This is a genomic window from Protofrankia sp. BMG5.30 (genome assembly GCF_001983005.1).
GTDB lineage: Bacteria > Actinomycetota > Actinomycetes > Frankiales > Frankiaceae > Protofrankia > Protofrankia coriariae.
This window is the reverse complement of record NZ_MOME01000018.1, coordinates 113,963-139,353: the sequence shown is the minus strand read 5'-3', so window position 1 is coordinate 139,353 and position 25,391 is coordinate 113,963. Positions and strand designations below refer to the sequence as shown.

Annotated in this window: 17 protein-coding genes; 7 read left to right on the top strand and 10 right to left on the bottom strand. The window is 70.9% G+C overall.

The window, feature by feature from the left end; all coding sequences use genetic code 11:
* The first annotated feature begins 380 nt into the window (after positions 1–380).
* Positions 381–1,823 carry an NAD(P)H-quinone dehydrogenase gene (locus BL254_RS12240; RefSeq protein WP_076843352.1) on the top strand — a complete coding sequence of 481 codons (1,443 nt, stop codon included), beginning with the start codon at positions 381–383 and terminating at the stop codon, positions 1,821–1,823.
* A gap of 155 nt (positions 1,824–1,978) precedes the next feature.
* Here the strand turns inward: BL254_RS12240 and BL254_RS12235 are convergent, their stop codons facing one another.
* From BL254_RS12235 to BL254_RS12220, 4 genes are all read right to left on the bottom strand, one after another.
* Entirely contained in the window at positions 1,979–2,545 is a 567-nt protein-coding gene (locus BL254_RS12235) for a DUF5313 family protein (protein ID WP_047222344.1), read from the bottom strand.
* A gap of 58 nt (positions 2,546–2,603) precedes the next feature.
* Complete coding sequence (locus BL254_RS12230; protein WP_076843351.1) at positions 2,604–4,376, bottom strand: biotin carboxylase N-terminal domain-containing protein; 1,773 nt, start codon at positions 4,374–4,376, stop codon at positions 2,604–2,606.
* Between the two features lie 336 nt (positions 4,377–4,712).
* Positions 4,713–4,964, bottom strand: coding sequence for an acyl-CoA carboxylase subunit epsilon (locus BL254_RS12225; RefSeq protein WP_047222342.1), 252 nt, complete (start codon positions 4,962–4,964; stop codon positions 4,713–4,715).
* Positions 4,965–5,061: 97 nt separating this feature from the next.
* Positions 5,062–6,669, bottom strand: a complete 1,608-nt coding sequence (locus tag BL254_RS12220) for an acyl-CoA carboxylase subunit beta (RefSeq protein ID WP_076843350.1) — start codon at positions 6,667–6,669, stop codon at positions 5,062–5,064.
* Between the two features lie 146 nt (positions 6,670–6,815).
* Between BL254_RS12220 and BL254_RS12215 the strand changes: the two genes are divergently transcribed.
* Both BL254_RS12215 and BL254_RS12210 read left to right on the top strand, forming a co-directional pair.
* Entirely contained in the window at positions 6,816–7,607 is a 792-nt protein-coding gene (locus BL254_RS12215) for a biotin--[acetyl-CoA-carboxylase] ligase (RefSeq protein ID WP_047222340.1), read from the top strand.
* Between the two features lie 268 nt (positions 7,608–7,875).
* On the top strand, positions 7,876–8,406 hold the full coding sequence (locus BL254_RS12210) for a PH domain-containing protein (protein WP_047222339.1): 531 nt from the start codon (positions 7,876–7,878) through the stop codon (positions 8,404–8,406).
* 83 nt (positions 8,407–8,489) lie between these two features.
* On the opposite strand, the gene BL254_RS27025 is transcribed toward BL254_RS12210, so the two are convergent.
* Complete coding sequence (locus BL254_RS27025; protein WP_175648361.1) at positions 8,490–10,634, bottom strand: Hsp70 family protein; 2,145 nt, start codon at positions 10,632–10,634, stop codon at positions 8,490–8,492.
* Positions 10,635–11,493: 859 nt separating this feature from the next.
* The gene (locus BL254_RS12200; RefSeq protein ID WP_371390499.1) at positions 11,494–11,955 is read right to left on the bottom strand and encodes a GtrA family protein; all 462 of its coding nucleotides are present in this window, start codon (positions 11,953–11,955) and stop codon (positions 11,494–11,496) included.
* A gap of 815 nt (positions 11,956–12,770) precedes the next feature.
* Here BL254_RS12200 and BL254_RS12195 point away from each other — a divergent pair.
* Positions 12,771–13,325, top strand: coding sequence for a carbonic anhydrase (locus tag BL254_RS12195; protein WP_047222335.1), 555 nt, complete (start codon positions 12,771–12,773; stop codon positions 13,323–13,325).
* 104 nt (positions 13,326–13,429) lie between these two features.
* Here BL254_RS12195 and BL254_RS12190 read toward each other — a convergent pair whose 3' ends face one another.
* The 3 genes from BL254_RS12190 to BL254_RS12180 all read right to left on the bottom strand — a co-directional run bounded on the left by BL254_RS12190 (position 13,430) and on the right by BL254_RS12180 (position 18,605).
* Positions 13,430–14,446, bottom strand: coding sequence for a TIGR03089 family protein (locus tag BL254_RS12190; protein WP_076843347.1), 1,017 nt, complete (start codon positions 14,444–14,446; stop codon positions 13,430–13,432).
* Positions 14,447–14,673: 227 nt separating this feature from the next.
* A complete protein-coding gene (locus tag BL254_RS12185; RefSeq protein ID WP_254858040.1) occupies positions 14,674–16,257 on the bottom strand; it encodes an LCP family protein in 1,584 nt (527 codons plus the stop codon).
* A 545-nt stretch (positions 16,258–16,802) separates the two neighbouring features.
* Positions 16,803–18,605 carry an LCP family protein gene (locus tag BL254_RS12180; RefSeq protein ID WP_076843346.1) on the bottom strand — a complete coding sequence of 601 codons (1,803 nt, stop codon included), beginning with the start codon at positions 18,603–18,605 and terminating at the stop codon, positions 16,803–16,805.
* 582 nt (positions 18,606–19,187) lie between these two features.
* Between BL254_RS12180 and BL254_RS12175 the strand changes: the two genes are divergently transcribed.
* Complete coding sequence (locus BL254_RS12175) at positions 19,188–20,261, top strand: glucose-1-phosphate thymidylyltransferase (protein ID WP_076843345.1); 1,074 nt, start codon at positions 19,188–19,190, stop codon at positions 20,259–20,261.
* Here the strand turns inward: BL254_RS12175 and BL254_RS12170 are convergent.
* On the bottom strand, positions 20,154–22,406 hold the full coding sequence (locus tag BL254_RS12170) for a glycosyltransferase family 39 protein (RefSeq protein ID WP_047222332.1): 2,253 nt from the start codon (positions 22,404–22,406) through the stop codon (positions 20,154–20,156). The genes BL254_RS12175 and BL254_RS12170 overlap by 108 nt on opposite strands.
* A 180-nt stretch (positions 22,407–22,586) precedes the next feature.
* On the opposite strand from BL254_RS12170, the gene rfbD reads away from it, so the two are divergent.
* Both rfbD and metG read left to right on the top strand, forming a co-directional pair.
* Positions 22,587–23,480, top strand: a complete 894-nt coding sequence (rfbD, locus tag BL254_RS12165; RefSeq protein ID WP_175648360.1) for a dTDP-4-dehydrorhamnose reductase — start codon at positions 22,587–22,589, stop codon at positions 23,478–23,480.
* A 300-nt stretch (positions 23,481–23,780) separates the two neighbouring features.
* Complete coding sequence (gene metG / locus BL254_RS12160) at positions 23,781–25,388, top strand: methionine--tRNA ligase (RefSeq protein ID WP_254858049.1); 1,608 nt, start codon at positions 23,781–23,783, stop codon at positions 25,386–25,388.
* Positions 25,389–25,391: the final 3 nt, after the last annotated feature.

Here is a 25,391-nt window from a genome sequence, read left to right as displayed (position 1 = left end):
GATGTGCCACGATCGATCCGAGCACGATCCGACCACAACTACCTGGGCGGCCGTGGGATCCTGATCGCGACGTCCGTGGACCCGACTTCGTGTGACAACGCGGACCGTAACCACGTCGCGGTGGCAGACGGTCTCCCGCGGGGCACCGCGGATCCGGTCGTCGATGTTCGACAGCTACGCGAAAGACAGTGTAGACCCCGACCATCCCGGATCCCGACCATCCCGGACCTTGGCCGTCGGTGTCCCGGTCCGCCCGATGCCGGCCCGGCGGGGGAGCGTCCGCGCACGTCGGCCGAGTGACTGTTCATGCGATGGTTGCTCACACATCGGACAAGGCAAGATAGCTGGTGGGAATCCCACCCACCGAAGGGAGCGCGCAGGTGCCGCGAATCGTCATTCTCGGAGGCGGACCCGGAGGGTACGAGGCGGCTCTTGTCGGGGCTGAGCTTGGGGCGTTCGTCACGCTCATCGATTCGGACGGGGTGGGTGGTGCGTGCGTCCTCACCGACTGTGTCCCGTCCAAGGCGCTGATCGCCACGTCGGCCGCGATGACGGAGCTGGCCGCGGCGCCGTCCCTGGGAGTCCGGCTGCGTGACGGTGGGCACGTCCTGCCGGAGGCGGGCTGGGACGCCGGGGCGGCGCCCGGCCCGGGGCTGCCGCCCGGCATCGGTGTGGACATCGAGCGGGTCCACGCCCGGGTGCGGGGGCTTGCCGCGGCGCAGTCCCGCGACATCGAGACCCGGTTGGAGAAGGAGGCCGTCCGGGTGGTGCACGCCCGCGGCCGGCTGGTCGGCCCGCACGCCGTCGAGGTCGCCTCCGGGGAGGCGTTCTTCGGCGACATCATCCTGATCGCGACCGGAGCGTCACCGAGAGTTCTTCCGAACATCGAACCGGACGGTGAGAGAATTCTCACCTGGCGCCATATCTATGATCTTCGGGAGCTGCCCGAGCATCTGATCGTTGTCGGCTCCGGTGTCACCGGCGCCGAGTTCGCCAGCGCCTATCAGGCGCTCGGTGCGAACGTGACGCTCGTCTCCTCCCGGGACCGGGTGCTGCCCGGGGAGGACCCGGACGCCGCCAAGGTGCTCGAGGAGGTCTTCCAGCGCCGCGGGGTGACCGTGCTCAGCCGGGCCCGGGCCGAGGCCGCCCGCCGGGTCGGTGACAGCGTCGAGGTCGATCTCGCGGACGGCCGGACCATCACCGGCAGTCACGTCCTGATGGCCGTCGGGTCGGTGCCGCGGACGTCGGACATCGGGCTTGCCGAGGTCGGGGTACGCCGCAGCCCGACCGGCCACATCGAGGTCGACCGGATGTCGAGAACGTCGGTGCCGGGGGTGTACGCCGCCGGCGACTGCACCGGGGTGCTGCCGCTGGCGTCCGTCGCCGCGATGCAGGGCCGGATCGCCATGTGGCACGCGCTCGGCGAGGCGGTCACGCCGCTGCGGCTGGRCACCGTGTCGTCCAACATCTTCACCGAGCCGGAGATCGCGACGGTCGGCATCTCACAGAAAATGATCGAGTCGGGCGCGGTGGCGGCGCAGACGACGATCCTCCCGCTGGCGCGCAACCCGCGCGCGAAGATGCAGGGCATCACCGACGGTTTCGTGAAGCTGTTCTGCCGGCCGGGCAGCGGCAGCGTCCTCGGCGGGGTGATCGTGGCACCGCGGGCGTCAGAGATGATCTTTCCGGTTTCGCTGGCGGTGGCCAACGGTCTCACCGTCGATCAGGTGGCCCACACCTTCACGATCTACCCGTCGGTGTCCGGCTCGTTGACCGAGGCAGCCCGCATCGCCATGCCCCGGGACCTGTTCGCGAGCTTCTGACCAGCGCCAGCCGCGGTTGACAGTCGCGGCTGGCAGCCGCGGTTGATGGCGAGTGCTGGTCGGCGGGTGTGGCCGGCAGAGGCTGTCAGAGGGCTGTCAGAGGGCCGGTCCGGCTGACGGGTCGTTTCGGGTGGCGGCTGCGTGGCCGCCGGGGGTCAGTGGTCCTCCGCCCCCGGGCGGTCGCGGCCGGTTCCTGCGCGGTTATGATCGATATTTGTGTGATCGGCAGCAGTGTGATCGGCGGCCGCGTGGCCGGCGTCTTCGGGGCTGGTGTTCTCGTCCTCCTCGGGTGGGAACACCGGTGGGAAGCCGTGCTGGACGAGACGACGGTTGCGGAAGTAGCCGGCGGTGGCGAACCCCAGGCCGACCGCGATCGCCAGCAGGACGATCGCGATGGTGAGCCGGACGTTGAGGCGCCCGGGCAGCAGCGCGAACATGACGGCGAACGGCAGCATGAGCAGCGGCGGCCGGGACGCCTGCCGGACGCGCCACCGCGGTCCGGTCAGATCGTGGGAGATCCACTGGTTGTACCGCGGGGGCAGCGTCCCACCCACCAGGTAGTAGATCCGGCCGGTCAGCGGCGGCCGCTCGGCCGATGCCGGTTCGGCGGGCACCGATCCTGACGCCGGTGCCGCGCCGCCTGGTCGTGTCGAGCTCCTCGCGGACGGCGGGTAGGCCCCGCCCCGGTCCGTCCCGCTGTCGTCCGCGCCGTCGGTGCCCATGAGCACCAGCCTACGAACTACGAACGAACCGGGCCGGGCCGGGCGGGCCCCGGCTCCACTAGTCCTTGATCTCGCAGAGGACGGCGCCACTGGAGACGACCGCGCCGACGGTCGCGGTGAGCCCGGCGACGGTGCCCGCCCGGTGCGCGGTGATCGGCTGCTCCATCTTCATGGCTTCCAGGACGACGACGAGGTCACCGGCCTCGACGGTGTCCCCGTCACTGACCGCGATCTTGACGATGGTGCCCTGCATCGGGCTGGTCAGCTCGTTCCCGCTGGCCACGCGGGCGGCCTTGGCGCCGGACCGCCGCCGTGGCCGGGCCGCTCCAGCACCGGCCGCCGGGCCGCCCGCGGTGGCCGCCGCGCCGAAGCCCGCGGGCAGGACGACCTCCAGGCGCCGGCCGCCGACCTCGACGACGACCGACTCGCGGGCCGCCTGCTCGGTGTCGGCGTCCACCCCGCCGGTGAAGACGGGGATGGTGTTGTCGAACTCGGTCTCGATCCAGCGGTTGTGCACCCGGAACGGCTCGGTGGCGTCGGCCGGCGCGAACGCCGGATCCCGCACGACGGCCCGGTGGAACGGCAGAACCGTGGCCAGGCCCTCCAGGACTGTCTCGTCCAGGGCGCGGCGGGCACGCTCCAGGGCCTCGGTGCGGGTCGCGCCGGTGACGATCAGCTTGGCGAGCAGCGAGTCGAAGGCCCCGCCGATGACGGCGCCGGACTCGATGCCGGTGTCGACGCGCACGCCCGGCCCGGTGGGCGCGACGAACCGGGTGACCGTTCCCGGCGCCGGCAGGAAGTTGCGGCCAGGGTCCTCGCCGTTGATGCGGAACTCGATCGAGTGCCCCCGGGGGGCGGGGTCGACCGGGTCGAGCGCCTCGCCCTCGGCGATCCGGAACTGGGCCCGGACGAGGTCGATGCCGCTGGTCTCCTCGGTGACGGGGTGCTCGACCTGTAGCCGGGTGTTGACCTCGAGGAAGCTGATCGTCCCGTCCCGGCCGATGAGGAACTCGACCGTGCCCGCTCCCACGTAGCCGGCCTCCCGGACGACCGCCCGGGACGCCTCGTAGAGCGAGGTGCGCTGCTCCTCGGTGAGGAACGGTGCCGGCGCCTCCTCGACGAGCTTCTGGTAGCGCCGCTGCAGGGAGCAGTCCCGGGTGCCGACGACGACGACCGTGCCGTGGCTGTCCGCGAGGATCYGGGTCTCGACGTGGCGGGGCTGGTCGAGGTAGCGCTCCACGAAGCACTCGCCGCGGCCGAAGGCTGCGGTGGCCTCCCGCACCGCGCTCTCGAACAGTTCGGGCAGCTCCTCGGCGTTCCAGGCGACCTTGAGCCCGCGGCCACCGCCACCGAACGCCGCCTTGATCGCGACCGGCAGCCCGTGCTGTTCGGCGAAGGCCACCACCTCGTCCACGCTGGCGACCGGGTCGGGGGTGCCGGGTGCCAGCGGGGCGCCCACGGCGAGGGCGATGTGGCGGGCGGCGGTCTTGTCGCCCAGGCGCCGGATGGCCTCGGGAGGCGGTCCGATCCAGGTCAGCCCGGCCTCGATGACGGCCTCGGCGAAGTCGGCGTTCTCCGACAGGAAGCCGTATCCGGGGTGGACGGCGTCGGCGCCGCTGGCGCGAGCCGCATCGAGGATCTTGTCGATCCGTAGGTACGAGTCACCCGGTGTGCTGCCGGAGAGGGCGTACGCTTCGTCCGCGATGCGTACGTGCAGAGCGTCGATGTCAGGCTCCGCGTATACGGCGACACTGGCATATCCGGCGTCGCGGGATGCCCGGGCGACCCGGACAGCGATCTCTCCCCGGTTGGCAATGAGGATCTTACGCACGTTTCTCCCGTCCTCGTTCAGCGTGGCTGAGTCTAGGCGAGTTCGGCGGCGCAGGCTGTTGTTCTGGCAATGTTAAAGGAATCCTTGTGCGGGTCCTGTACCGCCAGGGCCGTGACCGCCGTGGTGGACTCGATGACCAACATTGATCGGCTGGGTTTGTTGGTCGGGTCCCTGCTTGCCGAGATCGCGTTGGTGGTGTAGTGAATCGATCATGAAAGGCGCCGGGGAATGTGTATCCCCGGCGCCCACAAACCTGCCATTCCCGCTGTTTCGCGGAGCTGGTGCGGATGTCCGGCCCCGCGAAACGGTCGGTGATATCCGAATGTGATCGGATGATTACCAGTCGGCTCGGGTTCGGGTACCCGGAGTGAATCCCGTCCAACGCCACCCGTCCGGTCCGGAATGCACGGTTCGTCGCAGCGTCGCGGACCGGTCCGACCAGGCCGAGGAGGGCGGGGCGGGGGCGGCCGCCGCCCCCGTCCGCAGGCAGAGCACCGCTATCAGGGCGGCTATCTCCTCGGCGGACGCGTTCGTCGGCACCACCTGTAGGTGCGGGCGTGGGGCGCGGCCGTCGCCGGCACTGCTCATCTGATCATCCTTTCGTGGCTCCCGGACCGTTCGCCCGGCCCCGCCACCGGCGGGACGGCGGGGGCGGGCGAGCGGTCCGTGGTGTCCCCCGGGAGGGTCACAGCGGGATGTTTCCGTGCTTCTTGGGAGGAAGCGACTCCCGCTTGGTCCGCAACAGTCGCAGCGCCCGGATCACCTCACGCCGGGTCTCCGACGGGAGAATGACCGCGTCGATATACCCGCGTTCGGCCGCTATGTACGGAGTGGCGAAATGCGAGGTGTAGTCGGCAATCAGCTCCGCGCGACGGGCGTCGGGATTCTCGGTAGCGGCGAGCTCACGCCGATAGATGATGTTCACGGCGCCCTGGGCGCCCATCACCGCGATTTCCGCGGTCGGCCAGGCCAGGTTGACGTCGGCGCGCAGATGTTTCGAGCCCATGACGTCATAAGCGCCACCGTATGCCTTACGTGTGATGATGGTCACTTTTGGTACCGTCGCCTCGGCATAAGCGTATATAAGCTTTGCGCCCCGGCGGATGATGCCGTTCCATTCCTGCGAAGTTCCGGGCAGGAAGCCCGGTACGTCGACCAGCGTGAGAATCGGGATGTTGAACGCGTCACAGGTCCGGACGAAGCGGGCCGCTTTCTCACTGGCGTCGATGTCGAGGGTGCCGGCGAAATGCATCGGCTGGCTGGCGACGATGCCGACGGAACGCCCGTCCACCCGGCCGAACCCGCAGAGCAGGTTCTGCGCGAACTGGGCGTGGACCTCCAGGAAGTCACCGTCGTCGAGCAGGTAGCCGAGCACCGTGTGCATGTCGTACGGTGTGTTGGACGAGTCCGGGATGAACGTGTCCAGCTCCGGTGTGACCTCCGCCTCCACGTCGGCCACCTCGGCGAAGACGGGCGGGTCCGTCAGGTTGTTCGACGGCAGGAACGCCAGCAGCGCCTTGGCGGTCTCCAGGCAGTCAGCCTCGTCCGCGGACTGGAAGTGCGCGACCCCGCTGCGGGAGTTGTGGGTGTGGGCGCCGCCGAGTTCCTCCATGCCGACGTCCTCACCGGTGACGGTCTTGATGACGTCCGGACCGGTGATGAACATGTGGCTGGTCTGGTCGACCATCAGCGTGAAGTCGGTGATGGCCGGGGAGTACACGGCACCACCGGCGCACGGGCCCATGATCAGTGAGAGCTGCGGGACGACTCCCGACGCCAGCACGTTGCGATAGAAGATCTCGCCGTACAGCCCGAGCGCGACGACACCCTCCTGGATGCGCGCGCCGCCGGAGTCGTTGATGCCCACCACCGGACAGCCGGTCTTCAGCGCCAGATCCATGATTTTCACGATCTTCTCGCCGAGAACCTCGCCGAGGCTGCCGCCGAAGACGGTGAAGTCCTGGCTGAACACACACACCTGGCGACCGTCGACCGTGCCGTAGCCGGTCACCACACCGTCACCATACGGGCGGTTGCGGTCGAGGCCGAAGTCGTGCGCGCGGTGCCGGGCGAGGGCGTCCGTCTCAACGAAGGAGCCCGGGTCGAGGAAGGCCTCGATCCGTTCACGGGCCGTCAACTTGCCTTTGGCATGCTGTGYGTCGACTGCCCGTTGAGAACCGGCATGTACCGCTTCGTCGATCACGCGCTTCAACTCGGCGATTTTGCCGGCAGTTGTGAGAGGATCGGGTACCGGATCGTGCGAGGGGTTCTGAGCGGGAACAGGAAGCGCCATGCCGGGCAGCGTACGGCCGTCGTGGCCTCCCGCGCTCGATTCTGCGACAACTACCTCTTGATCCGGGCGCGTGGCCGCGGTGCGATATGACTTTCAGCCGTCGGCGGTGAGGATGCGGTGGGACTCTGGCTGACATGTGGACATCGATGACGCGGCACCGGCGGTTTCCGCTGGACGCCGGCCTGCTCGCGGCCGCGCTCGCCGGGGACGGCCTGAGTGTCCGGGTCGTCCAGGAGACCGGTTCGACCAACGCGGACCTCGTCGCCGCCGCGAAGACCGGCGCCGGCGAGGGGCAGGTGCTCGTCGCCGAGCACCAGTGGGCCGGTCGCGGGCGCCTCGACCGGTCGTGGACGTCGCCGTCGGGCGCGGGCCTGACCTTCTCCGTGCTGCTGCGGCCGGCCGTGCCGGCGGGAGCGCTGGGCTGGCTGCCGCTGGTCACCGGCCTGTCGCTGGCCTCGACGCTGCGTGAGTTCGCGGGGATACCGGCGGGTCTCAAATGGCCGAACGACGTGCTCGTGGCCGGCGAGAAACTGGCGGGGATCCTTGCCGAGGCCGTCCCCGACCGGGACCGCTCCGGGACGGTCGCGGTGATCGTCGGCATTGGCCTCAACGTCGACAACGACGTCGACGAGCTGCCGCCGGGGGCCACCAGCGTCGCGTTGCGCCAGCGGCAGGAGTCGCGGCCACTCGTCGGCCGGGGGGAACTGCTCATCGAGCTGCTGCGGGGGCTGGTCAGGGTGTACCGGCGCTGGCTCGCCGAGCCCACCGCCACCGCGGACGCCTACCGGTCGGTGTGCGACACGCTCGGCCAGCGGGTACGGGTCGAGCTGCCCGACGGATCGGTGGTCACGGGCACCGCGACCGACGTGGACGATCACGGCCGGCTGGTCGTCGACGGGCGGGCGTTCGCCGCCGGGGACGTCGTCCACCTCCGCTGACGCCCCGGCCCGCGCGTCCTCGGGGAAGCCGCCGCTGACGTTCTCCGGCGCCACCATCGGCTCGGGCCCGTGCGCTCTCGGGTAGAGCTACCGCCTCCTGAGCGGTTGGCCGTGGACACGCGGCTGGTCCACGCGCCCGCGGGCAACCGCGCCGTCGGGTGACGCCCGGCCATGGCTGTAATGGTGTGCCGTCCCTCGGTCGGCCTGTCCCTCGGCTCGGCCCGCCCCTTGGCTCCGTCGGCCGCCGCGGCGGTGAGACCATCGCCGGGTGGGATTCCCGGACAACATTCTGACCAGCGACGAACAGGTCGTGTTACACCTGCATCCGCACTGGATCAGGCTGACCGGACCAGCGGTGGCCTTCGTCGTGCTTCTCGGCCTGACCCTCTTCGGTGTGCTGGCCGTCCCGGCGGGCTCGTTCCAGCAGGCGGCCCAGTGGCTGATCGTCGCGGCCGGGGCGGTCCTGCTCTTCTTCACAAGCCTGCGGCCGTGGTTACGATGGGTGACCACCCACTACGTGGTGACGACGGAACGGGTCGTCGTCCGCGCGGGAATCCTCTCCCGCTACGGCCGGGACATCCCGTTGCTCCGGCTCAGCGACGTCTCGTTCAGCCGTTCCTTCTGGGAGGGCCTGGTGGGATCCGGCACACTCTCGATCGACAGCGGGGGGCAGCGCGGCCGGCTCGTACTGGTGAACCTGCCCCATGCCGAGGAGGTGTATGCCACGCTCTACCGGTTGGCCGAGGAGAACGCGGCACGGCTGCGCGGCCCCGCCGACGACAGCGGTTATCCGCGTTAGCGGCCGCCCGCTGTCAGCGGTTGTTCCTGCCGGYGGTTTTTCTCGTTGGTTGTCCGGTTGTTTCCGCCGGTTGTGCGGCCGGGTCAGGCCAGCGGGTCGAATCCCTGCCACCATTTGAAGAGCGCCGCCGCGTCGGTACCCTGGGCGGCAAAGGCGGTGAGATCGTCGTCGTAGCTCCAGAAAATCACATAGTTACCGCCGTCGTGATAACACAGCAGTGATCCGACGTCCACGTTCGGCCGACTGGTCACATGCCAGGTTTCAATGCTGTTCCTGCCGGTGCGGCAGGAACCGTCCTCGGTGATCTGGCCCGACCGGTAGTCGATGTCGTTACGCAGTGAGCCGCTGTCGTAGTAGTGGAAGGCGCGTACCAGCGTCCCGCTACTCGACCGGCAGGTCAGGGACGCTTCGATGTCGGAGTCCTCGTCGTCCGAGTTCCCCACGCAGTCGTCTATCTCGGTGGGGTCCAGCGTCGCCTCCAGGTCGCTCTGGGCGGCGGTAAGGCCGCCGGTGAACCTGGCGCTCGGCGGTGTCGTGGCCGGGGTCGCCGACGGCCGTCCGGACGTCGACGTGGCGGCGCCCGTCGGCCCGGCGGGGATCACCGGCAGGGTCGGGCCGGCGGACGCCCTGCCCCCGGACTTGTCGGAACCGGCCACGGTCAGCGCGATCACCGGGACGGCGACGGCGACCAGGACCGCCGCAACGATTCCGATGATCAGCCCGGTTCGTCTCGGCGTCGGCTGTCCCGGCGGTCCGCCGGCCGGGTACGGGCCCGGCTGGTACGGATCCGCCGGGTACGGACCGGCCGGATAGCCGCCCGGCGGGTATCCGCCCGGCGGCGGATAGGAGCCGGGCGGATACCCGCCGGGCGGGGGATATCCGCCTGACTGCGCGAAGCCGCCCTGGGGGGTGGTCGGCGGATAGGGGTGCTGGGCGCCGGGCGGGAACTGCCCGTACGGGGCCCTGGCGGTGGGCGCGTACTCGTCCGGTGTCCCGGGCTGGTACGGCCCCTGCGGCCCGGACGGGTACTGCTCCTGCCCCTGGCGTGGCTCCGCGTCGGGGCCGGCTGCGGCCCGGGCCGGCCCGGCCTCCGGGAGGAAGCGGGTCGCGTTGAGGTCGGGACCAGGCTGCGCGGGGACGGCCCCACCGGCCGCCGCAGCCCCCACGATCCCGCCGGCCGCGGCGGCCCCCGCAGCCCCACCGATCCCAGCGGCCCCACCGGCCGGGCGCCCCGGCCCGTGGCCCGTCGGCGCGGGGCCACTGGCCGCGCCGACGGCGACCAGCGCGCCCAGCGCGACCGCGTACCGCGGGTCGCGAGGCGGGCGGGGTGAGACGCCGACCATTTCCAGCAGCAGCGCTGATATCCGCGGTATCTGGGTCGATCCGCCGACGAGGAACACCTCGGCGAGCCCGCCTGGCCGCACACCCGCGCTCTCGGCCGTCCGGATCAGCTCCGCCACGGTGGCGCGCAGCTCGCCCTCGATCGCGGCCTCCAGGTCCGCCCGGGTGAGCTCGAGGTCCCCGACGGATCCGCCGGCCCGGACGGTGTGGCTGCTGGCGGTCGACAGCGCTTCCTTCGCCGCGACGACCTGCTGACGTATCTGGCCGCGCGACCGCTGCCCGGACGGGCTCTGGTCGGCCCACAGCGCGTTCCAGGCCTGTGAGTCGGTCTTCGTGGCCCGCTCGCCGATCCTGCGCAGCAGGATGTCGTCGATCGTGTCGCCCCCGAAGCCGGGGTTGCCGCCTGGCTCACCGCGGATGTCGAACCCGCCGGGTGTCGCGGTGAGAACGGTCGTCGCCAGGCTCGTGGCGCCAAGATCGTAGACGGCGACGGTCGTCCCCGGCTGGAAGCCGGCCGGATCGGCCTGCCAGCGGGCCGCCGCGACCGGTTCCGGGAGCAGGGTGACGCTGCTCAGGCCCGCCCGGAACGCGGCGGCCCGCAGCCGCTCGACCTCGGCGGAACCCCAGCGGACCGGCGCGGTGAGGACCACCTGCGCCGGCGGCGGGCCCGGGAAACGGCTCATCGTCTCGTGTGAGACCTGGCGCAGGACGGCCGCGACCAGCTCGATCGTGGGGATGGCCGTGCCGCCGAGCTGCACCTGCTCGGTGCTCTCCAGCGCCCGCAGAGGGCGGGGCTGCGCGCGGTCGGGATGCGTCACCGCGATGTCGACGGCGGCCGAGCCGGTCAGCAGCCGGCCGTCGTGGCTCAGGCTGACAACGGCGGGCATCGGTCCGTCCGGACCTAGCGGTAAGGGTTCCGATCGGCCGTCGACGGCGGTCGCGGCCACGGTGAAGCCAGTGCCGATATCGACCGCGAGTGTCAGTCCGGTTGCCACGTCCCCCCCGGTGGGTCAGGTATGCAGATCTTCTGATGCGGTCTGCGTGGATACGGCGGCACATCATCCGGTGCGGCGGCCATGGTCCGGGTCACGGGGTGGGCTGTACCCGACGGATGTCCGATCGCGCGGGCGGTGCTCGCGTCGGCCAGCATCCATCGGACACGGCCTGGGCATGGTGGCTGCGMCGACGGTGTCCGAGGCGGGACGAATCCTCCCCGGTGCGTCTGTGAACCTTGGCTGATACTACGCAGGGTTGCCGTGCATCGGATTCCTGGTTGCCAGCCCGGGAGCATGTTGACGCCGGCGCGCGACGGTGGGAGCGTCCACACCGCCTGCCCGGGCAGCATTCCCGGGCAGTGCGGGTGAGCCGCGTTGATCGAACCGTGCCGGTGGGTCGTGCCGGTCAAACCGTGCCGGTTGAACCGGCTGACCGGTATGTACCGGCGAACGGCTGCCCGATAGACCCGACAGGGGCCCGACAGGCCGCGGGACGGGCAAACCATGCGATGGGTACGGGCAGCGACGGCCTCCGGCGGCATGTCGTCCCGCGGGGCGGTTCTCCTCGTGGTCGGCCCTGGCTCACCTGGCCGGCCGGGACACGACCAGGCCCGGGGCCGGCCAGCCGGYCGAGACGGGGCGAAAGGTGCCGTGCGGCGTGGCCGTCACAGGAACGGAACCACGCTGGAAAACCAGGAGCATCCGTTCCGGCGCAATCCGTTCCAGATGTTTACCAGCGGCTTTTCCGCGGTTACAGACGGCCTACCGGCTCGGGCAGGCRCTGGCCGCGCCGGGCGTCGGTCTCGGCGTACAGCACGGCCTTCGGGTCRTCCGGATGCAGGAAAACCCACCGCTTGTACGCCCAGAACCGGAAGATGGTGCCGARGCCGGTGCCGACCACGTTTCCGGCCAGGTTGAAGGCCAGCACGCTGTTCAGGTCCAGCACATAGCGGGCGATCCCGAGGCAGGCCAGGGCGATCCCGAGCCCGATGGCGTTGAGGATCACGAAGAGGGTGTATTCACGCCGTAGGCCGGTACGTGCGCGATGCGTGAAGGACCAGTGCCGGTTGCCGATGTAGGCGCAGGTTGCGGCCACRATGGTGGAGACGGTTTTCGCRCTGAGCCAGCCCATACCGAAAACGCCATGGCACAGATTGGAGACGAGGACGTCGACGAGGTAGCAGAAGCCGCCGACGACACCGAACTTCGCCATTTCATGAGCAAGTAGCTGCCARCGCGACCGCCTGGAACCGTCGTCCATTGATGCCACGCTCACCTCATGTGATCTCGACCGGTTTGTGTCACCGGCTGAGCGTACAGACCGCTGTCCTGGACCCATCCGACCCCCCCGGGTTCCCGGCCGTCGCCGGCGGCCGGGGTGCGGTCGTGACTACGCTCTGACCGCGATCGCCGTTTGCCCGGCCGGGTACACAGCCCACCAGCGCCCTGTCCGTGTCATACCCGTGTCACGTCTGTGTCACGTCTGTGGGCCGTTCAGTTGCCGATCTCCTCACGGTAAGTATGACCCGTGCCCCGGCGGGTGATGCCTGCGGGGCGCTGTTCCGGCCTGACACCTGGCGGACAGCCGTCACCTGGCGGACAGCGACGACCCGACCGGCACACGACTCGGCCGGCCCGCGGGCGGCCTGGCCGACAGCGCCACCTGGCCGGCATCTGCACCTGGCCGGTCTGAACGCTGGCCGGCATCGTGACGCGACCCGGCCGGCATCGTGATGCCGCCGGCCGCGGCGAACGCTGGCGGAATCGGTGTGGCCGCGTCATGCTGGTTGGGGCTGGCCGTGGTGGCGGCCCGACACCGTTCGCCCCGCGGCGGCGCCCATCGGGGTGCGGCGGGGCGTCATGCGCTGTCGGTGCCGCCACGGCGATCCGCATGGCGATGTCGCCGTGTGCCACACGGATCGCCGGTGGCCGTGTCCACCGTCCGATGTGTCCACCGTCCGATGCACCCGCTGTCCGATATGCCCACCGTGCCGATGCATGCACCGCGCCGATGGAGGTTGTACGACCATGACCACGGTCGACGCTCGCGATGATCCGTCAAGCCTGGAAAGTTCCCACAGCGTCACCGACGTCCTGGCGGGGCGTGCCGCCGACTTCGCGGCCGCCCGGCGGAGCAGCGGTCAGCCGCAGGCCCGGTCGGCCCGTCCGACCACCGGGGTCGCGGTCCTGGCCTGCATGGACGCCCGTCTGGACGTGCACGCCCTGCTGGGGCTGGGCGAAGGCGACGCGCACGTCCTGCGCAACGCCGGCGGAGTGGTCACCGACGACATGATCCGTTCGTTGGCGGTCAGCCAGCACGAGCTGGGCACCACCGAGATCATCCTGTTGCACCACACTCAGTGCGGGATGATTTCGATCACCGATGACGGGTTCCGGGACAAGCTGCTCGAACGCACCGGTGCCCGCCCGGACTGGCCCGTCCACGCGTTCTCCGATCTCGAGGAGAACGTGCGGCTGTCCATCGCGCGGCTGCGCTCCAACCCCTTCCTGGCCGCCACGACATCCGTCCGGGGCTTTATCTACGACGTGGCCACCGGCGAACTCAGTGAGGTCACCCTCTGACTCTCCCGGCGCCACGCGCCGGGGGATGGGCCTGCTTCTCTGACAGCTGATGGCCGTCCGCATGGGATGGTGTCCGTTCTGCGACGTACAGCTGGCGCGTCCGGTTACGGCAGGCCGGTGGTGAGGTGACGGACGGTGGGTGTTGCCCGCTCCGCGGGGGTGTCCGGTCTGGGCGGTCTGGTCGGGTCGGCTGGTTCGGACGCGGCTGGCTGGAGCGGGTCGTAGCGGGTCGGGGCGCATATGGCGGTGACGCGCTCGACGGCGATCCGCCGGGCGAGCAGGCCCGGGTCGAGATGGCGGCAGAGGACCACCGACGCGCCGGCGGCCAGCGGGGCCAGCAGGCCGCCGAACAGGCCGTCCGGCGTGTCGTAGCCGGCCGTGGTCAGCACACGGTCCGTCGCGGCCAGCTCCCAGGTCCGCGCGTAGTAGCCGGCCAGCCGGGCCAGGAACCGCTGGTTCGCCGGTGGCGCCGGCGGGGTGAAGCGGTCGCCGTGGCTGAGGACCTCGGCCGCGAAGTCGAGCACCCCTGGCACCGGCTGGGCCAGCCGCCCACCCAGTGGGCGCAGGGACAGCGCGATGATCTCMGCTCCGTCGCCCACCACGGCCGGGTCGTCCACGGCCTGCTCGGTCACGAACACCGCTACCGGCGGGTCGTCGTGGCTGTCCGTCCCGACCACGGCACCCGCGCCGGCCGCGGCACCTGCGCCGGTGGCGGCGCCGGGCTGGTGGACACCCACCTGGGCGCCCACCGACCACGCGGCGAGCAGCACCACCGCGGTCTGCCAGTGCGGCGGCAGGGCGATCCGGACGGTGTCACCCGTGGTGACACCGAGTGTGTCGACGAGCAGGTTCGCGGTCTTGGCCACCCAGTTGTCGACGGTGGTGGCGGACAGTTCGGTCCGCTCGCCGGTGGCGTCGTCGTAGAAGGTCAGCAACGGACGTCCTGCGTCCGCGCGTACCCGACGGGCCAGCAGCGCGGCGACACCGGCCACGTCGGCTGAACCGTCCACGCCGGCTGGAGCGCCGAGGGCGTGCGCGGGCACGGCAGTCTCAGCGGTGTCCAGGACGCCGGTGAGAACCCCGTCGAGAAGGCGTCCCGCGGGCAGGGGCRATGAACTCATCGAATGCTCGTACTCATRGGACGCCTACGGTAGAGCACCGCCGGTCCGGCCGGTCTTCTGGTGGCATGGTTGGCGCCCCGGCCAGCCTTGTGGGCCAGCCTTGTCGGCCGGCATGTCAGCCAGCGTTCGTTCCGGCGGGTTTCAGCCGGCGGTGTGGCCGGCACCACGGTATGCCGGCCACAGGCGTGCCGGCCACGAGAGTTTTGATCACGAAAAGCTGTGTCTGCTCAAGGTGTGCAGGATGTGTTCGCAGGGGCGACGGTCGGTGCCGCTGACGCGGGTGCGCCCGGTGCCGCCCCCGCTCCGGCCGCTGTCGTGCCACTGGCCGAGCCGGCTCCCACCGCCCCGCGCAACGCGCTACCGGGCGCGGCCGGCAGGTCCAGCGCGCTGGTCACACCGGTGAACGAGGCGCCGAGGACGACGACCAGCCCCCGGCTGATCGTCGGATCCTCGACGGTCTGCGAGCCGGTGATCAGCCGGCTGAGCGTCTGCGCGGCTTCCTTCTGCCCGGCGGGGTAGCGGATCTCCGTCATGACCTGTCCGGCCGGGCCGGTGGTCTTCCGCATCGAGCCGGCGAAGCCCAGAGCGCTGAGGGCGTCGGTCGTCTGCGCGGCCAGGCCGGAGCGGCCGGTCTTGTTGCGGACTTCGGCGATACTCACCTGGGCCGGCGGGAGCGAGGGCTGACTGGCGGCTCCGTCGTCGCTCCTGCCGCCGGCGGCCGGCGGGTTGTCCGTCGCGGGCCGCAGCGGAGCGAGCAGGGCGGCCAGGCCGGCGCGGTCGTAGAACAGCACCTGGCCGTGTGGGGGGATCTCGCCCTTGTCGTTGATGGCACCGTCCGCCTTCGTTGGTACGAAGGTGGGTATAGTGATAAATGTCACTTTTCCACTGGTAATCGCGCTGAGCCGTTGCGCAATTTTGATCATTGCGCCGTTCTCGGTGAGGCCGTTGTCGACCTTGAGCGAGCCGCCGACAGCGCCGATCAGCTGGGTGATCCGCACCGGATTGGTGAGGACGCCCGCGCTGGTCGCCTTGTCCAGCAGCTTCGACAGGAACTGCTGCTGACGGGCGACCCGGTAGGTCTCGTCCGGCAGCGCGTGCCGGGTGCGGACGAAGGCGAGTGCCTGGTCGCCGTTGAGATGGTTGACGCCGAGCTTCCCCCGCCACTGCGAGTAGTTGTCGCGCAGGTTGGACGTGCCGCCGCCGGGCAGCGGCGCCACGCACACGTCCACCCCGCCGACCGCGTCGGTCATGGTCTTGAAGCCGGCGAGGTCGATCGCGATAAAGTGATCGATCTTCAGGCTGGTCAGGTTCTCCAGCGTGCGGGTGAGCCCTTCCACCCCGCCGTAGGACAGGATGTTGGTCAGCTTGTCCTTGCCGTCCCGGGGTGTCTTCGTGAGGCCGGGGGCCACCGTCACGAGAGTGTCCCGAGGGAAGGAGACCAGGGTGACGGAGTCGTCCGCCCCGAAGTGGGCCACGATCGTGGTGTCGGAGCGGACTCCGTCGACCTGGCCGTACTCGCCGTTGGTGCCCGTCCGGCTGTCGTCCCCGAGCAGGAGGATGTTCATCTCCCCGGGCCGTTCGGCCGGCCGGCTGCCGCCGGGCGACCAGGCGACCCCGGTGACCGAGCTGTTGAAGTAGCGATATGCCGCCCACCCGATGGAGCTGACCGCCAGGACCAGTACCGACAGGGCGGCGGCCGCCCCGACCGACAGCACGCGCAGCGGTGAGCGCCCGTGGCGGCGCGCGCTCCGGGGGAGCCRTGGGTTGAGCTCGGCGGGCAATGCCGGCCGGCGCGCAGGTCTGCGACTCACCGGCTTGTTCAGTCCTCCTCGGCCGGGGCGACTTCTGTGGCGGTGTCGGTCTCCACGAGGCAGTGTGGCCCTGTCTGATTAGGACGCTTTGGGCCGCTCTGACGTTGCCATGAGGCGAACGACAGCTCACCACCGGGTGCTGGGAAGAACCATAAGTAACATCATCGTCACTCAGGTCATGGTTCGCCGGATCGGGTGTCCGAGACGGACGGGCCCGCCATAGGCCCACCCGCGCTGTGCCGGCACCCTACGCGGCGGATGGCAGACGGCATTGGCTGCGCTGGTGATCCGGGACCGACTACTCCCGGTTCGCAGCGATTCTAGCCAGCGGACAGCCGACGCTCCGGCCCGCCGAACGAGAGAAACGAGACACCGCACACCCGTCCAGGGACGGCCGGCAGCTGTCCGGGCCGGTCCTGCCAGCTCCGCGGCTGTTCCCGACCTGGACGACCGGGTCTGGCCCTGGGCGGGACCTGATTTTGGCCTTGATCTGGCCCTGGCCTGGTCTGACGGGTCCAGACTCGACGGGGCTGGAGCTGACGGGGCTAGAACGTGCAGCCGGCGGTGAGCTCGGCCGCGGTGACGGGCGGTGGCGGTGGCGTCGGGCTCGGCCGGGCGCCTGTCGAGCCGGGTCGGCCCGTTGCCGTGCCCGTACCGCCCGTGCCCGTACCGCCCGTGCCCGTACCGCCCGTGCCGCCCGCGTCTGTCGCGCCGGCGCCGCTGTCCGGGCGGGCGCTGCCCTCCGGGTCGGTGGCCCGGGTGGCATCTTCCGGGCTCGCGGTCGGGGTGTCGGTCGGGGTGTCGGCCGGCCCCGGGGTGACTGCCAGCGCCTTTGTGTTCACCCCTTTGAAGCCTGTCCCGAGCACCAGCGTGACACGCTCCGACAGGGCCGGATCCTCGCGCAGCTGTGCCCCGGGGACAGCGGCTGCCACGGTACGCGCCGCGGCGAGGCTGCCCGGGCCGTAGCGCACCAGCGAGGTGGCCGTGTGCCGGTTGGCCGCGCTGCTGACATGGGCGATCCGGAAGCCGGCCGCGGCCAGTTCCCGGGCCGCGCTGGTCGCGAGACCGCCCGTGGGGGTGCCGTTGAGAACGTCCAGCGTGATCGACGACGGCCGTAGCGGCGTCCTGCCGGTGGGCGTGGGCGTCGTCGCCGTAGCCGGCGGTGTCGGCACCGGCGTCGGTGTCCCGGGGCGCTGGGACGGCTGTGACGCGGAGCTCCCACGGCCGCGCAGCGGCGCCAGGAACGTCTCGAGCTCGTCAGGGTCGTAGATCTGGACGGAGCCGAAGGGCGCGATCTCGCCGGCCGCGTTCGCCCCTTCGGCCCTCGTCGGCGAGTGGACCGGGATGGTCTCGAAGCTGATCGCGTTCGCGGACATGCCCCGCAGCCGGGTCGCCAGGTTGCGCAGGTCGTCGGCGGTGGTGTCGGCGTCCACGGTCAACGCACCGGTGGCGGCGGTGAGCAGGCCCTCCAGCTTGGCCGGGTTGGTGAGTACCCCGCTGCTGGTGGCCTTCTGGAACACCGCGCTGATGAACTGCTGCTGGCGTCTGATCCGGTCGAAGTCCCCGTCCGGCAGGCCGTAGCGCTGCCGGACGAAGGCCAGCGCCTGTTCGCCGTTGAGGTGGTTCTCGCCCACGACACCGCGCCACTGTGAGTAGTCGTCACGTAGGTTGGACCTGCTGCCGTCCGGCAGTGCTCTGACGCATACCGTCACCCCGCCGATGGCGTCCGTCATGGCCTTGAAGCCAGCGAGGTCGATCGACACAAAATGATCGATTTTGATGTCGGTGAGGTTCTCGATCGTTTTGATCAGCAGCGACGGGCCGCCGGTCGTGATCGCCGAGTTGAGCTTGTTCCGGCCGTGGCCGGGAACGCGCACCAGGGTGTCCCGGGGGAACGACACCAGCGTGGTTGTTCCGTTCGCGTCCAGATGGGCGAGCATGGTGGTGTCCGAGCGTTCCCCGGCGACGACCTCCTGGCGCTGGTACATGTTGCCGGTGCCCGCCCGGCTGTCCGATCCGACCAGCAGGAAGTTCGTGCTCCCGGGCGGGGCCGCGGCCGGTCGTTCGTGGTCGTCGCCGAGCGCCAGGGTGACCCTGGTGATCTGGGAGTCGAAATAGCGGTAGGCGAAGTAGCCGCCGACGCTCGTCACGACGATCGACATCGACAGCACGGCGGCGAGGGCGAGCAGCAGCTTTCCGGTCAGGGAGCGTTGCCGCCGGCGTTCCCTCGCGGTGCGCAGGAACCATCGCCACCTCGCCCTCGGGCGGGCCCTTCGGACGCGGCGCGGGCCCGGCGGTGGCGTGGTGCTGGCAGGCTGGTCCACGGAAACCCTGGTCGTAGCGGTCACCGTGCCGTACCTCCCACCCCCGCCATGGCCTGGCACCGGTCCACGGACGTACACACCACCCGATGTGTCCCGCGTCCCCGGATATGGTCCTGTTTACCACTATGTCCCGGGTGATGGTGCCGTTGGCGGGCCGTCGAGGCCGGCCGGGCCGGCGGTGGCCCGCTCGTGCCGTCTTCGGACGGCATGCCGACGGATCCCGCCGGTGTTCGCGGGCCGGCTGCTGGATTCATCGCGGCGTTACCCCCGTACCGCTGATGTCATGACTGTCGTCATGGCCGCGGAGGACAACTGTGGTCCTGATTGCTGAAGGTACCCGCCGTAGGCACGGCACACCCGTTGTGGGATGCCCTGAGGACGATGGGTCCGGTGTTTCGGCGGCGGCTGGCGGGGGAGCGCGGGCCACCGCGGCGGCCGGCCGAAACCAGCGCCGGCCGTCCGGAGCGTCGTTCGGTACACCGTCCGATACGCCGTTCGGTACGCCGTTCGGTACGCCGTCCGGAACAATGTCGTTCGACGGGTATTGGACCCGTATGGCTGTGGGCTTGTACGGTCGCCGCCCGGCCGCACGATAAGGTTCGGATCATGAAGGCTCTTGTGCTTGCCGGTGGTTCCGGAACACGACTGCGTCCGATCACCCACACCTCGGCCAAGCAACTTGTGCCGGTGGCGAACAAGCCGGTGCTTTTCTACGGGTTGGAGGCAATAGCCGCCGCGGGTATCACGAATGTCGGGATCATTGTCGGGGAGACCGCCGCGGAGATCGAGGCCGCCGTCGGTGACGGTGCCGAACTGGGGATCGAGGTCACCTACATTCGGCAGGAGGCGCCGCTGGGCCTGGCCCACGCGGTGCTCGTCGCCCGTGACTTCCTTGGCGACGAGCCGTTCGTGATGTACCTCGGCGACAACCTGATCATCGGCGGGATCTCGGGGCTGGTGGAGGAGTTCCGCCGCAGCGGGCCGGACGCGCTCATCCTGCTGACGAAGGTGTCCAACCCGTCCGCGTTCGGCGTGGCCGAGCTGGGGCCGGGCGGGCAGATCGTGCGTCTGGTCGAGAAGCCCCGGCAGCCACCGAGCGATCTTGCCCTCGTCGGGGTGTACCTGTTCGGCCCGGCGGTCCACGAGGCCGTGCGGGCGATCAAACCGTCCGCACGCGGCGAACTGGAGATCACCGAGGCGATCCAGTGGCTTGTCGACGGCGGTTACGAGGTCGCGCCGCACCTGGTCGAGGGCTACTGGAAGGACACCGGACGGCTCGACGACATGTTGGAGACCAACCGGCACCTGCTGGAGTCGCTGGAGCCGGCCGTCCGCGKGGTGGTCGACGAGGGCAGCACGGTCGTCGGCCGGGTCGTGATCGAGGAGGGCGCGTCACTGGTGCGTTCCACCGTACGCGGACCGGCGATCATCGGCCGGGGCACGAGGATCGTCGACTCGTATGTCGGCCCGTTCACCTCGATCTACCATTCGTGCGCGATCGAGGACACCGAGATCGAGTATTCGATCGTGCTGGAGCGGGCGACCATCCGTGGGATCGGGCGGATCGAGGACTCACTGATCGGGCGGGACGTCGAGGTCGTCCCGTCGGCGGCCCGGCCGCGGGCGCACCGGCTGATGCTCGGCGACCACTCCCGGGTCTCGGTCGCCACCACGCCCTGACCGGGGCCATCGCCTGGCCGGGGACCGTCTGCCGGTCCAGGGCCGCTGGCCGGGCCCGGGTCGTTGCACCGGGGACAGGAGGGTTCCGGCCGTCCCGGCCGGGCGGAGGCCGGGCAGTGCGGGCGCCGCGGGCAGCGGCGTGGGGGCGCCTGGCTCCCCCGAGGAACCGCCTGGCTCCTCCAGGGGACATCGACGGGCTTCGCGGACCATCTCGGCGACGGTGACGCAGGCGATCACCAGGCAGAGGGCGAAGACGGTGATTGTCACCCCGACGGGGAACGGCGCCCAGCGTCCGATCACGGTGACGATCTCGGCGACGTGCAGCGGGGGGGCCGACTCGCCGCGCGGCAGCCAGTAGTACCCGCACACCGCCCACAGCGCCGCCGCCTGCATGCCGAGCGCGCCGACCAGGACGATCAGACTGGCGGCCCGCTCGTGCCCACGCAGCAGCCGGCCGAGGCCAGCGGCGGTGACGACGGCGAGGCCGACCACGCCCATGTAGAGGTACCGGCCCTGGATGGCGATGCCCTGGGTGTACTTCAGGTAGTCCGAATAGCTGCGCTGGCCCACCAGCAGGTAGGCCAGCATGATCGGCATGAGCAGCACCAGTGCGCGTCCGGACGCGGCCGCGCGCGGCCAGGTGAACCGGTGTCCCCGGGGCGCCTCACCGGTGGCCCGGGAACGGACGACCGCCGCCAGCACGCAGCTCACTACGGCCGTGGTCGCGATGACGATCACAACCGGGGAGAGCTGGGGCGGCTCGAACATCCCGAGACCGCCCCAGAACCGGCTGATGATGGTCCGCCAGAAGTACTCGTACCAGGTGTAGAAGGACTTCGGCAGCAGGACCGGCTCGCGCCGTGGGGGTTCCGTTGCCCATCCGTTGGGTTGAACGGCGTCGTAGAGGACGTAGTTACGGACCCACCACCATCCGCCGGTGGCGCAGGCGATCCCGATCGCGAGCAGCGCCGGGTACACCGGCGGCGCCCGCAGCACCCGGATGGGCACGGTCCAGCCGTCACGGCGCGGGCCGTGTTGGCCGTGCCGGCCGGACCAGCGAGGGCGGCGTGCCGACCAGCGGAGGCGGCGACCGGCGAGCCGGGGGCTGACGGACCGGGGGCTGATGGACCGGGGGCTGATGGGCTGGGGGCCGACAGACCGGGGGAGGCGGCGGCCGGGCCGGTGGGAGCGGCGGGGGCGGGCCCAGCCGGCGAGATAGGCGGCGGCGACCACGGCCACCAGGGGCAGCGCGAGTGCCTTGGCGAGGAAGGCGAGCCCGAGCAGCAGGCCGACGCCCACCGCCGTCCGTCTTCGCATGTCGCCGGTGAGCACGCCGGCAAGCAGCACCGTCAGCCCGCTGACCGACAGCATCAGCAGGCCGTCGTTGTTGAACGTGGCGCCGACCCGGGTGAGCCCGGGCACGGCCAGCGGTACCGCGGCGGCCGCCTGGGCCAGCGGCGCGCTGAGCCCGAACCGCCGGGAGGCCTCCCAGGTGAGCCACGGCAGCGGGGCCACGACGATGATGTTCAGCAGGCGCAGCGCCCAGACCTGCTGGTCGTACGCCCAGTTCGAGGAACCGGGCAGGACGGACAGCAGGGCGGCCCCGATCGCGTAGATCAGCGGTGGGTGCTGGACCATCTGGTTGGACAGCCGCCCGTCGGTGACCGGGGCGGGCCCACCGAGCCTGTCGAAGGACAGGCGCTGGTCACGAGGGGTCGGATCGATCTCGGCGAACGGGGGTGCGCCGTTGTCGCGGCCGCCCGACTGGAACATCTCGGCGAAGCGGCCACGGTCGAAGTCGTCCGAGGTCGCGGCGATCCCCGAGGCGATGATCCGTTCACCGGGCGCCGGCCAGCCGGCGCCGTGCTGCAGGCCGTAGACCATGTCGACGTGCTGGGCCTCGTCGTAGCCCGTCCAGGTGGTGAAGGCGAACGAGTAGGTCAGCAGCAGGGCGATGTGGAGCACGGTCAGCAGCACGACCGTCCGCGGCAGTCGGGGCCGGCGGGCGCGTGGCCGGGGCGTGCCGGCGGCAGGGGCGCCGGCACCGAGCTGTCCGCGGCGGGCATCGGCTGCCGAGGCTGCCTGCCGCGGGATCCCGGCCGTCGGCCAGGCCAGCTTGATCTCCGAGTAGTCGACGATCGCCATCTCTCCAGGACGACGGCAACCGGCCGCCGTTGGCCGGCTGAGCCCATAGTCAACGGGCCGCTCCTGAGTTTAGCTGCCAATTGCCGTTGGCAATTACGTGGATACTGCATGTGACTTCATGGGTGGTGGGTGCGCGTCCGGTCGGGTAATTGGGTCTGCGACACTTGCCGGGTGCGCGTGATGGTGACGGGAGCCGGCGGTCAGCTCGGGGTGGACCTGTGCCGGCTGCTGGAGGCGGACGAACGGGTCCACGCCTGGGCCGGGCTCACCCGGGCCGAGCTGGACGTCACCGACCCGGCACGGGTGCGGGCCGTCGTCCGCGACCAGGCCCGGCCGGCGAAGATCCAGGGCGGCCTCGTGGTCGTGAACACCGCCGCCTGGACCGACGTGGACGGCGCCGAGTCCGACGAGGCCGGGGCCTATGCCGTCAACGCCGCCGCGCCGGCGCACCTGGCCGCCGCCTGCGCGGAGGTCGGCGCGACCATGGTGCACATCTCCACCGACTACGTCTTCGACGGGGCCGCGGACAAGCCGTACGAGACCGACCACCCGACCGCGCCGCGCTCCGCCTACGGGCGGACCAAGCTCGCAGGCGAGCAGGCAGTGCTCGCGCTGTGCCCGTCGTCCTGTGTGGTGCGCACGGCGTGGGTGTACGGCGCGTCCGGGCGCAACTTCGTCCGGACGATCGCGCGGCTCGCCCGCGAGCGCGACACCCTCGCCGTGGTGGACGACCAGCGCGGCTCCCCGACCTGGTCGGTGGATCTTGCCGCCGGGCTGATCGACCTGGTGTCCGCCGCCGGTGCCGGCCGTGCCGCCAGTGGGATCTATCACTGCACGGGCGGTGGCGACACGACCTGGTTCGGCTTCGCCCGCGCGATCGTCGCCGAGCTCGGGATGGACCCGGAGAAGGTCAGGCCGACGACGACGGACGCGTTCCCGCGCCCCGCGCCGCGCCCGTCCTACTCGGTGCTCTCGCCCCGGTCGTGGACGGACGCCGGGCTGCGGCCGCTGCGCCCCTGGCGGGAGGCGCTGGCCGCGGCCTTCGCGCAGTCGGGCGATGTTCTGCGGGCCTGATCGGCGTTCCGCCGGCTTGATCGGCGCCGCCCCGCCGGGCCCCCCGACCCCGCCGGTGCCGTTCCCCCGAGCCCCGTCGGTGCCGCCCCGCGGGCCTGGCCCGCGCTGCTCGGTGGGCCTGAGCGGAGCCGCCGGCGTCCGGCACCTGTCGTTGTTGGGAAACCCGGTCGAGAAGCATCGGTGGCGAGCGCTACCGTTGGGAGCGTGACGACCAAGACCGGTGCTTCGCCCGCATCGCAGGCGACCGAGACCAGTGGTTCGACCGTTTCGCGGGAGCGGGGCAGGCCTGTCCTGGTCGCGGTGGCCTGGCCGTACGCCAACGGTATGCCCCACCTGGGGCACATCGCCGGCGCCTATCTGCCGGCCGACATCTTCGCCCGCTACCAGCGGCTGGCCGGCAACCAGGTGCTGATGGTCTCGGGCAGCGACGCCCATGGCACACCGATCACCRTGCGTGCCGACATCGACGGGGTGTCGCCGGCTGAGATCGTCAACCGTTACCACCCGGAGTTCCTGCGCATCTGGGACGACATCGGGATCAGTTTCGACCTGTTCACCTCGACGATGACCGACAACCATCGCGAGGTCGCGCAGGACGTCTTCGTCCGGCTGCGGGAAGCCGGCTACATCGTGCCCGAGGAGACCGTCCAGTTCTTCGACCCGCAGGCCGGCCGCTTCCTGCCCGACAGATACGTGGTCGGGACCTGCCCGTTCTGCGCGTACGGCGAGGCCCGCGGTGACCAGTGCGAGAACTGCGGCCGCACCCTCGACCCGGACATCCTGCTCGACCCGCGCAGCAAGCTCACCGGCGCGGTCCCGGAGAAACGGGCCACCACCCACTTCTTCCTGCGGCTGTCCGCGCTCGCCGACGACCTGCTGGCCTGGCTGGAGACCCGCACCGGCTGGCGCCGGCACGTCATGAACTGGTCCCTGCAGTTCGTCAAGGACGGTCTGCACGACCGGGCCATCACCCGTGACCTGGACTGGGGGGTCCCACTGCCCACCGACGAGCTCGGCCCGGGCAAGCGGATCTACGTCTGGTTCGAGGCCGTGATCGGCTATCTGTCGGCGAGCAAGGAGTGGGCGGCCCGGTCCGGCGACCCGGACGCGTGGCGTCAGTGGTGGCAGAACCCGGACGCGGCCAGCTACTACTTCGTCGGCAAGGACAACATCCCGTTCCACACGGTGATCTGGCCGGCGATGCTGATCGGCTACGGCGGGCTCGAGCTGCCGACGGACGTCCCGGCCAACCAGTACGTGACGTTCGGTGGGGCGAAGGCGTCGAAGTCCGCCGGGATCGGGCGCGGCGTCCGGGAGTACCTCGACCGGCTCCAGCCGGACGCGCTGCGTTACGCCCTCGCGACGGTGCTGCCGGAGCAGAACGACACCGAGATCACCGACGCGGACATCATCCGGCGGATCAACGACGAGCTGATCGCGAACTGGGGCAACCTGGTCAACCGGGTGATGGCCCAGATCGGCAAGCGTTTCGACGGGCGCGTACCCGAGGCCGGGGAGCTCGACGGCGCGCACGCCAAACTGATCGACTCGGTGGACGCCGGCCTGGTACGGGTGGGCGAGCTGATCGGGCGGGTGGAGCTGCGGGCGGCGCTGCGGGCCGCGATGGAGATCTCCGCCGAGGTCAACGCCTACCTCTACCGCGAGGAGCCGTGGAAGACGGTCAAGACCGACCCCGCGCGGGCCGGGCGCACCCTGGCCGTGTCGATCCAGGCGATCTCCGGCATTACGACCGCGCTCGCGCCGTTCCTGCCGTTCACCTCGGCACGCCTGGCCGACACCCTCGGCATCAGCCTGGACGTCTGGGAGCGCCAGCCCGTACCGGCCGGCCGCGCCCTGACCTGGTCCGGGGCGCTGTTCACCAAGCTCGACCCGGACGCCCTGGACTGACGC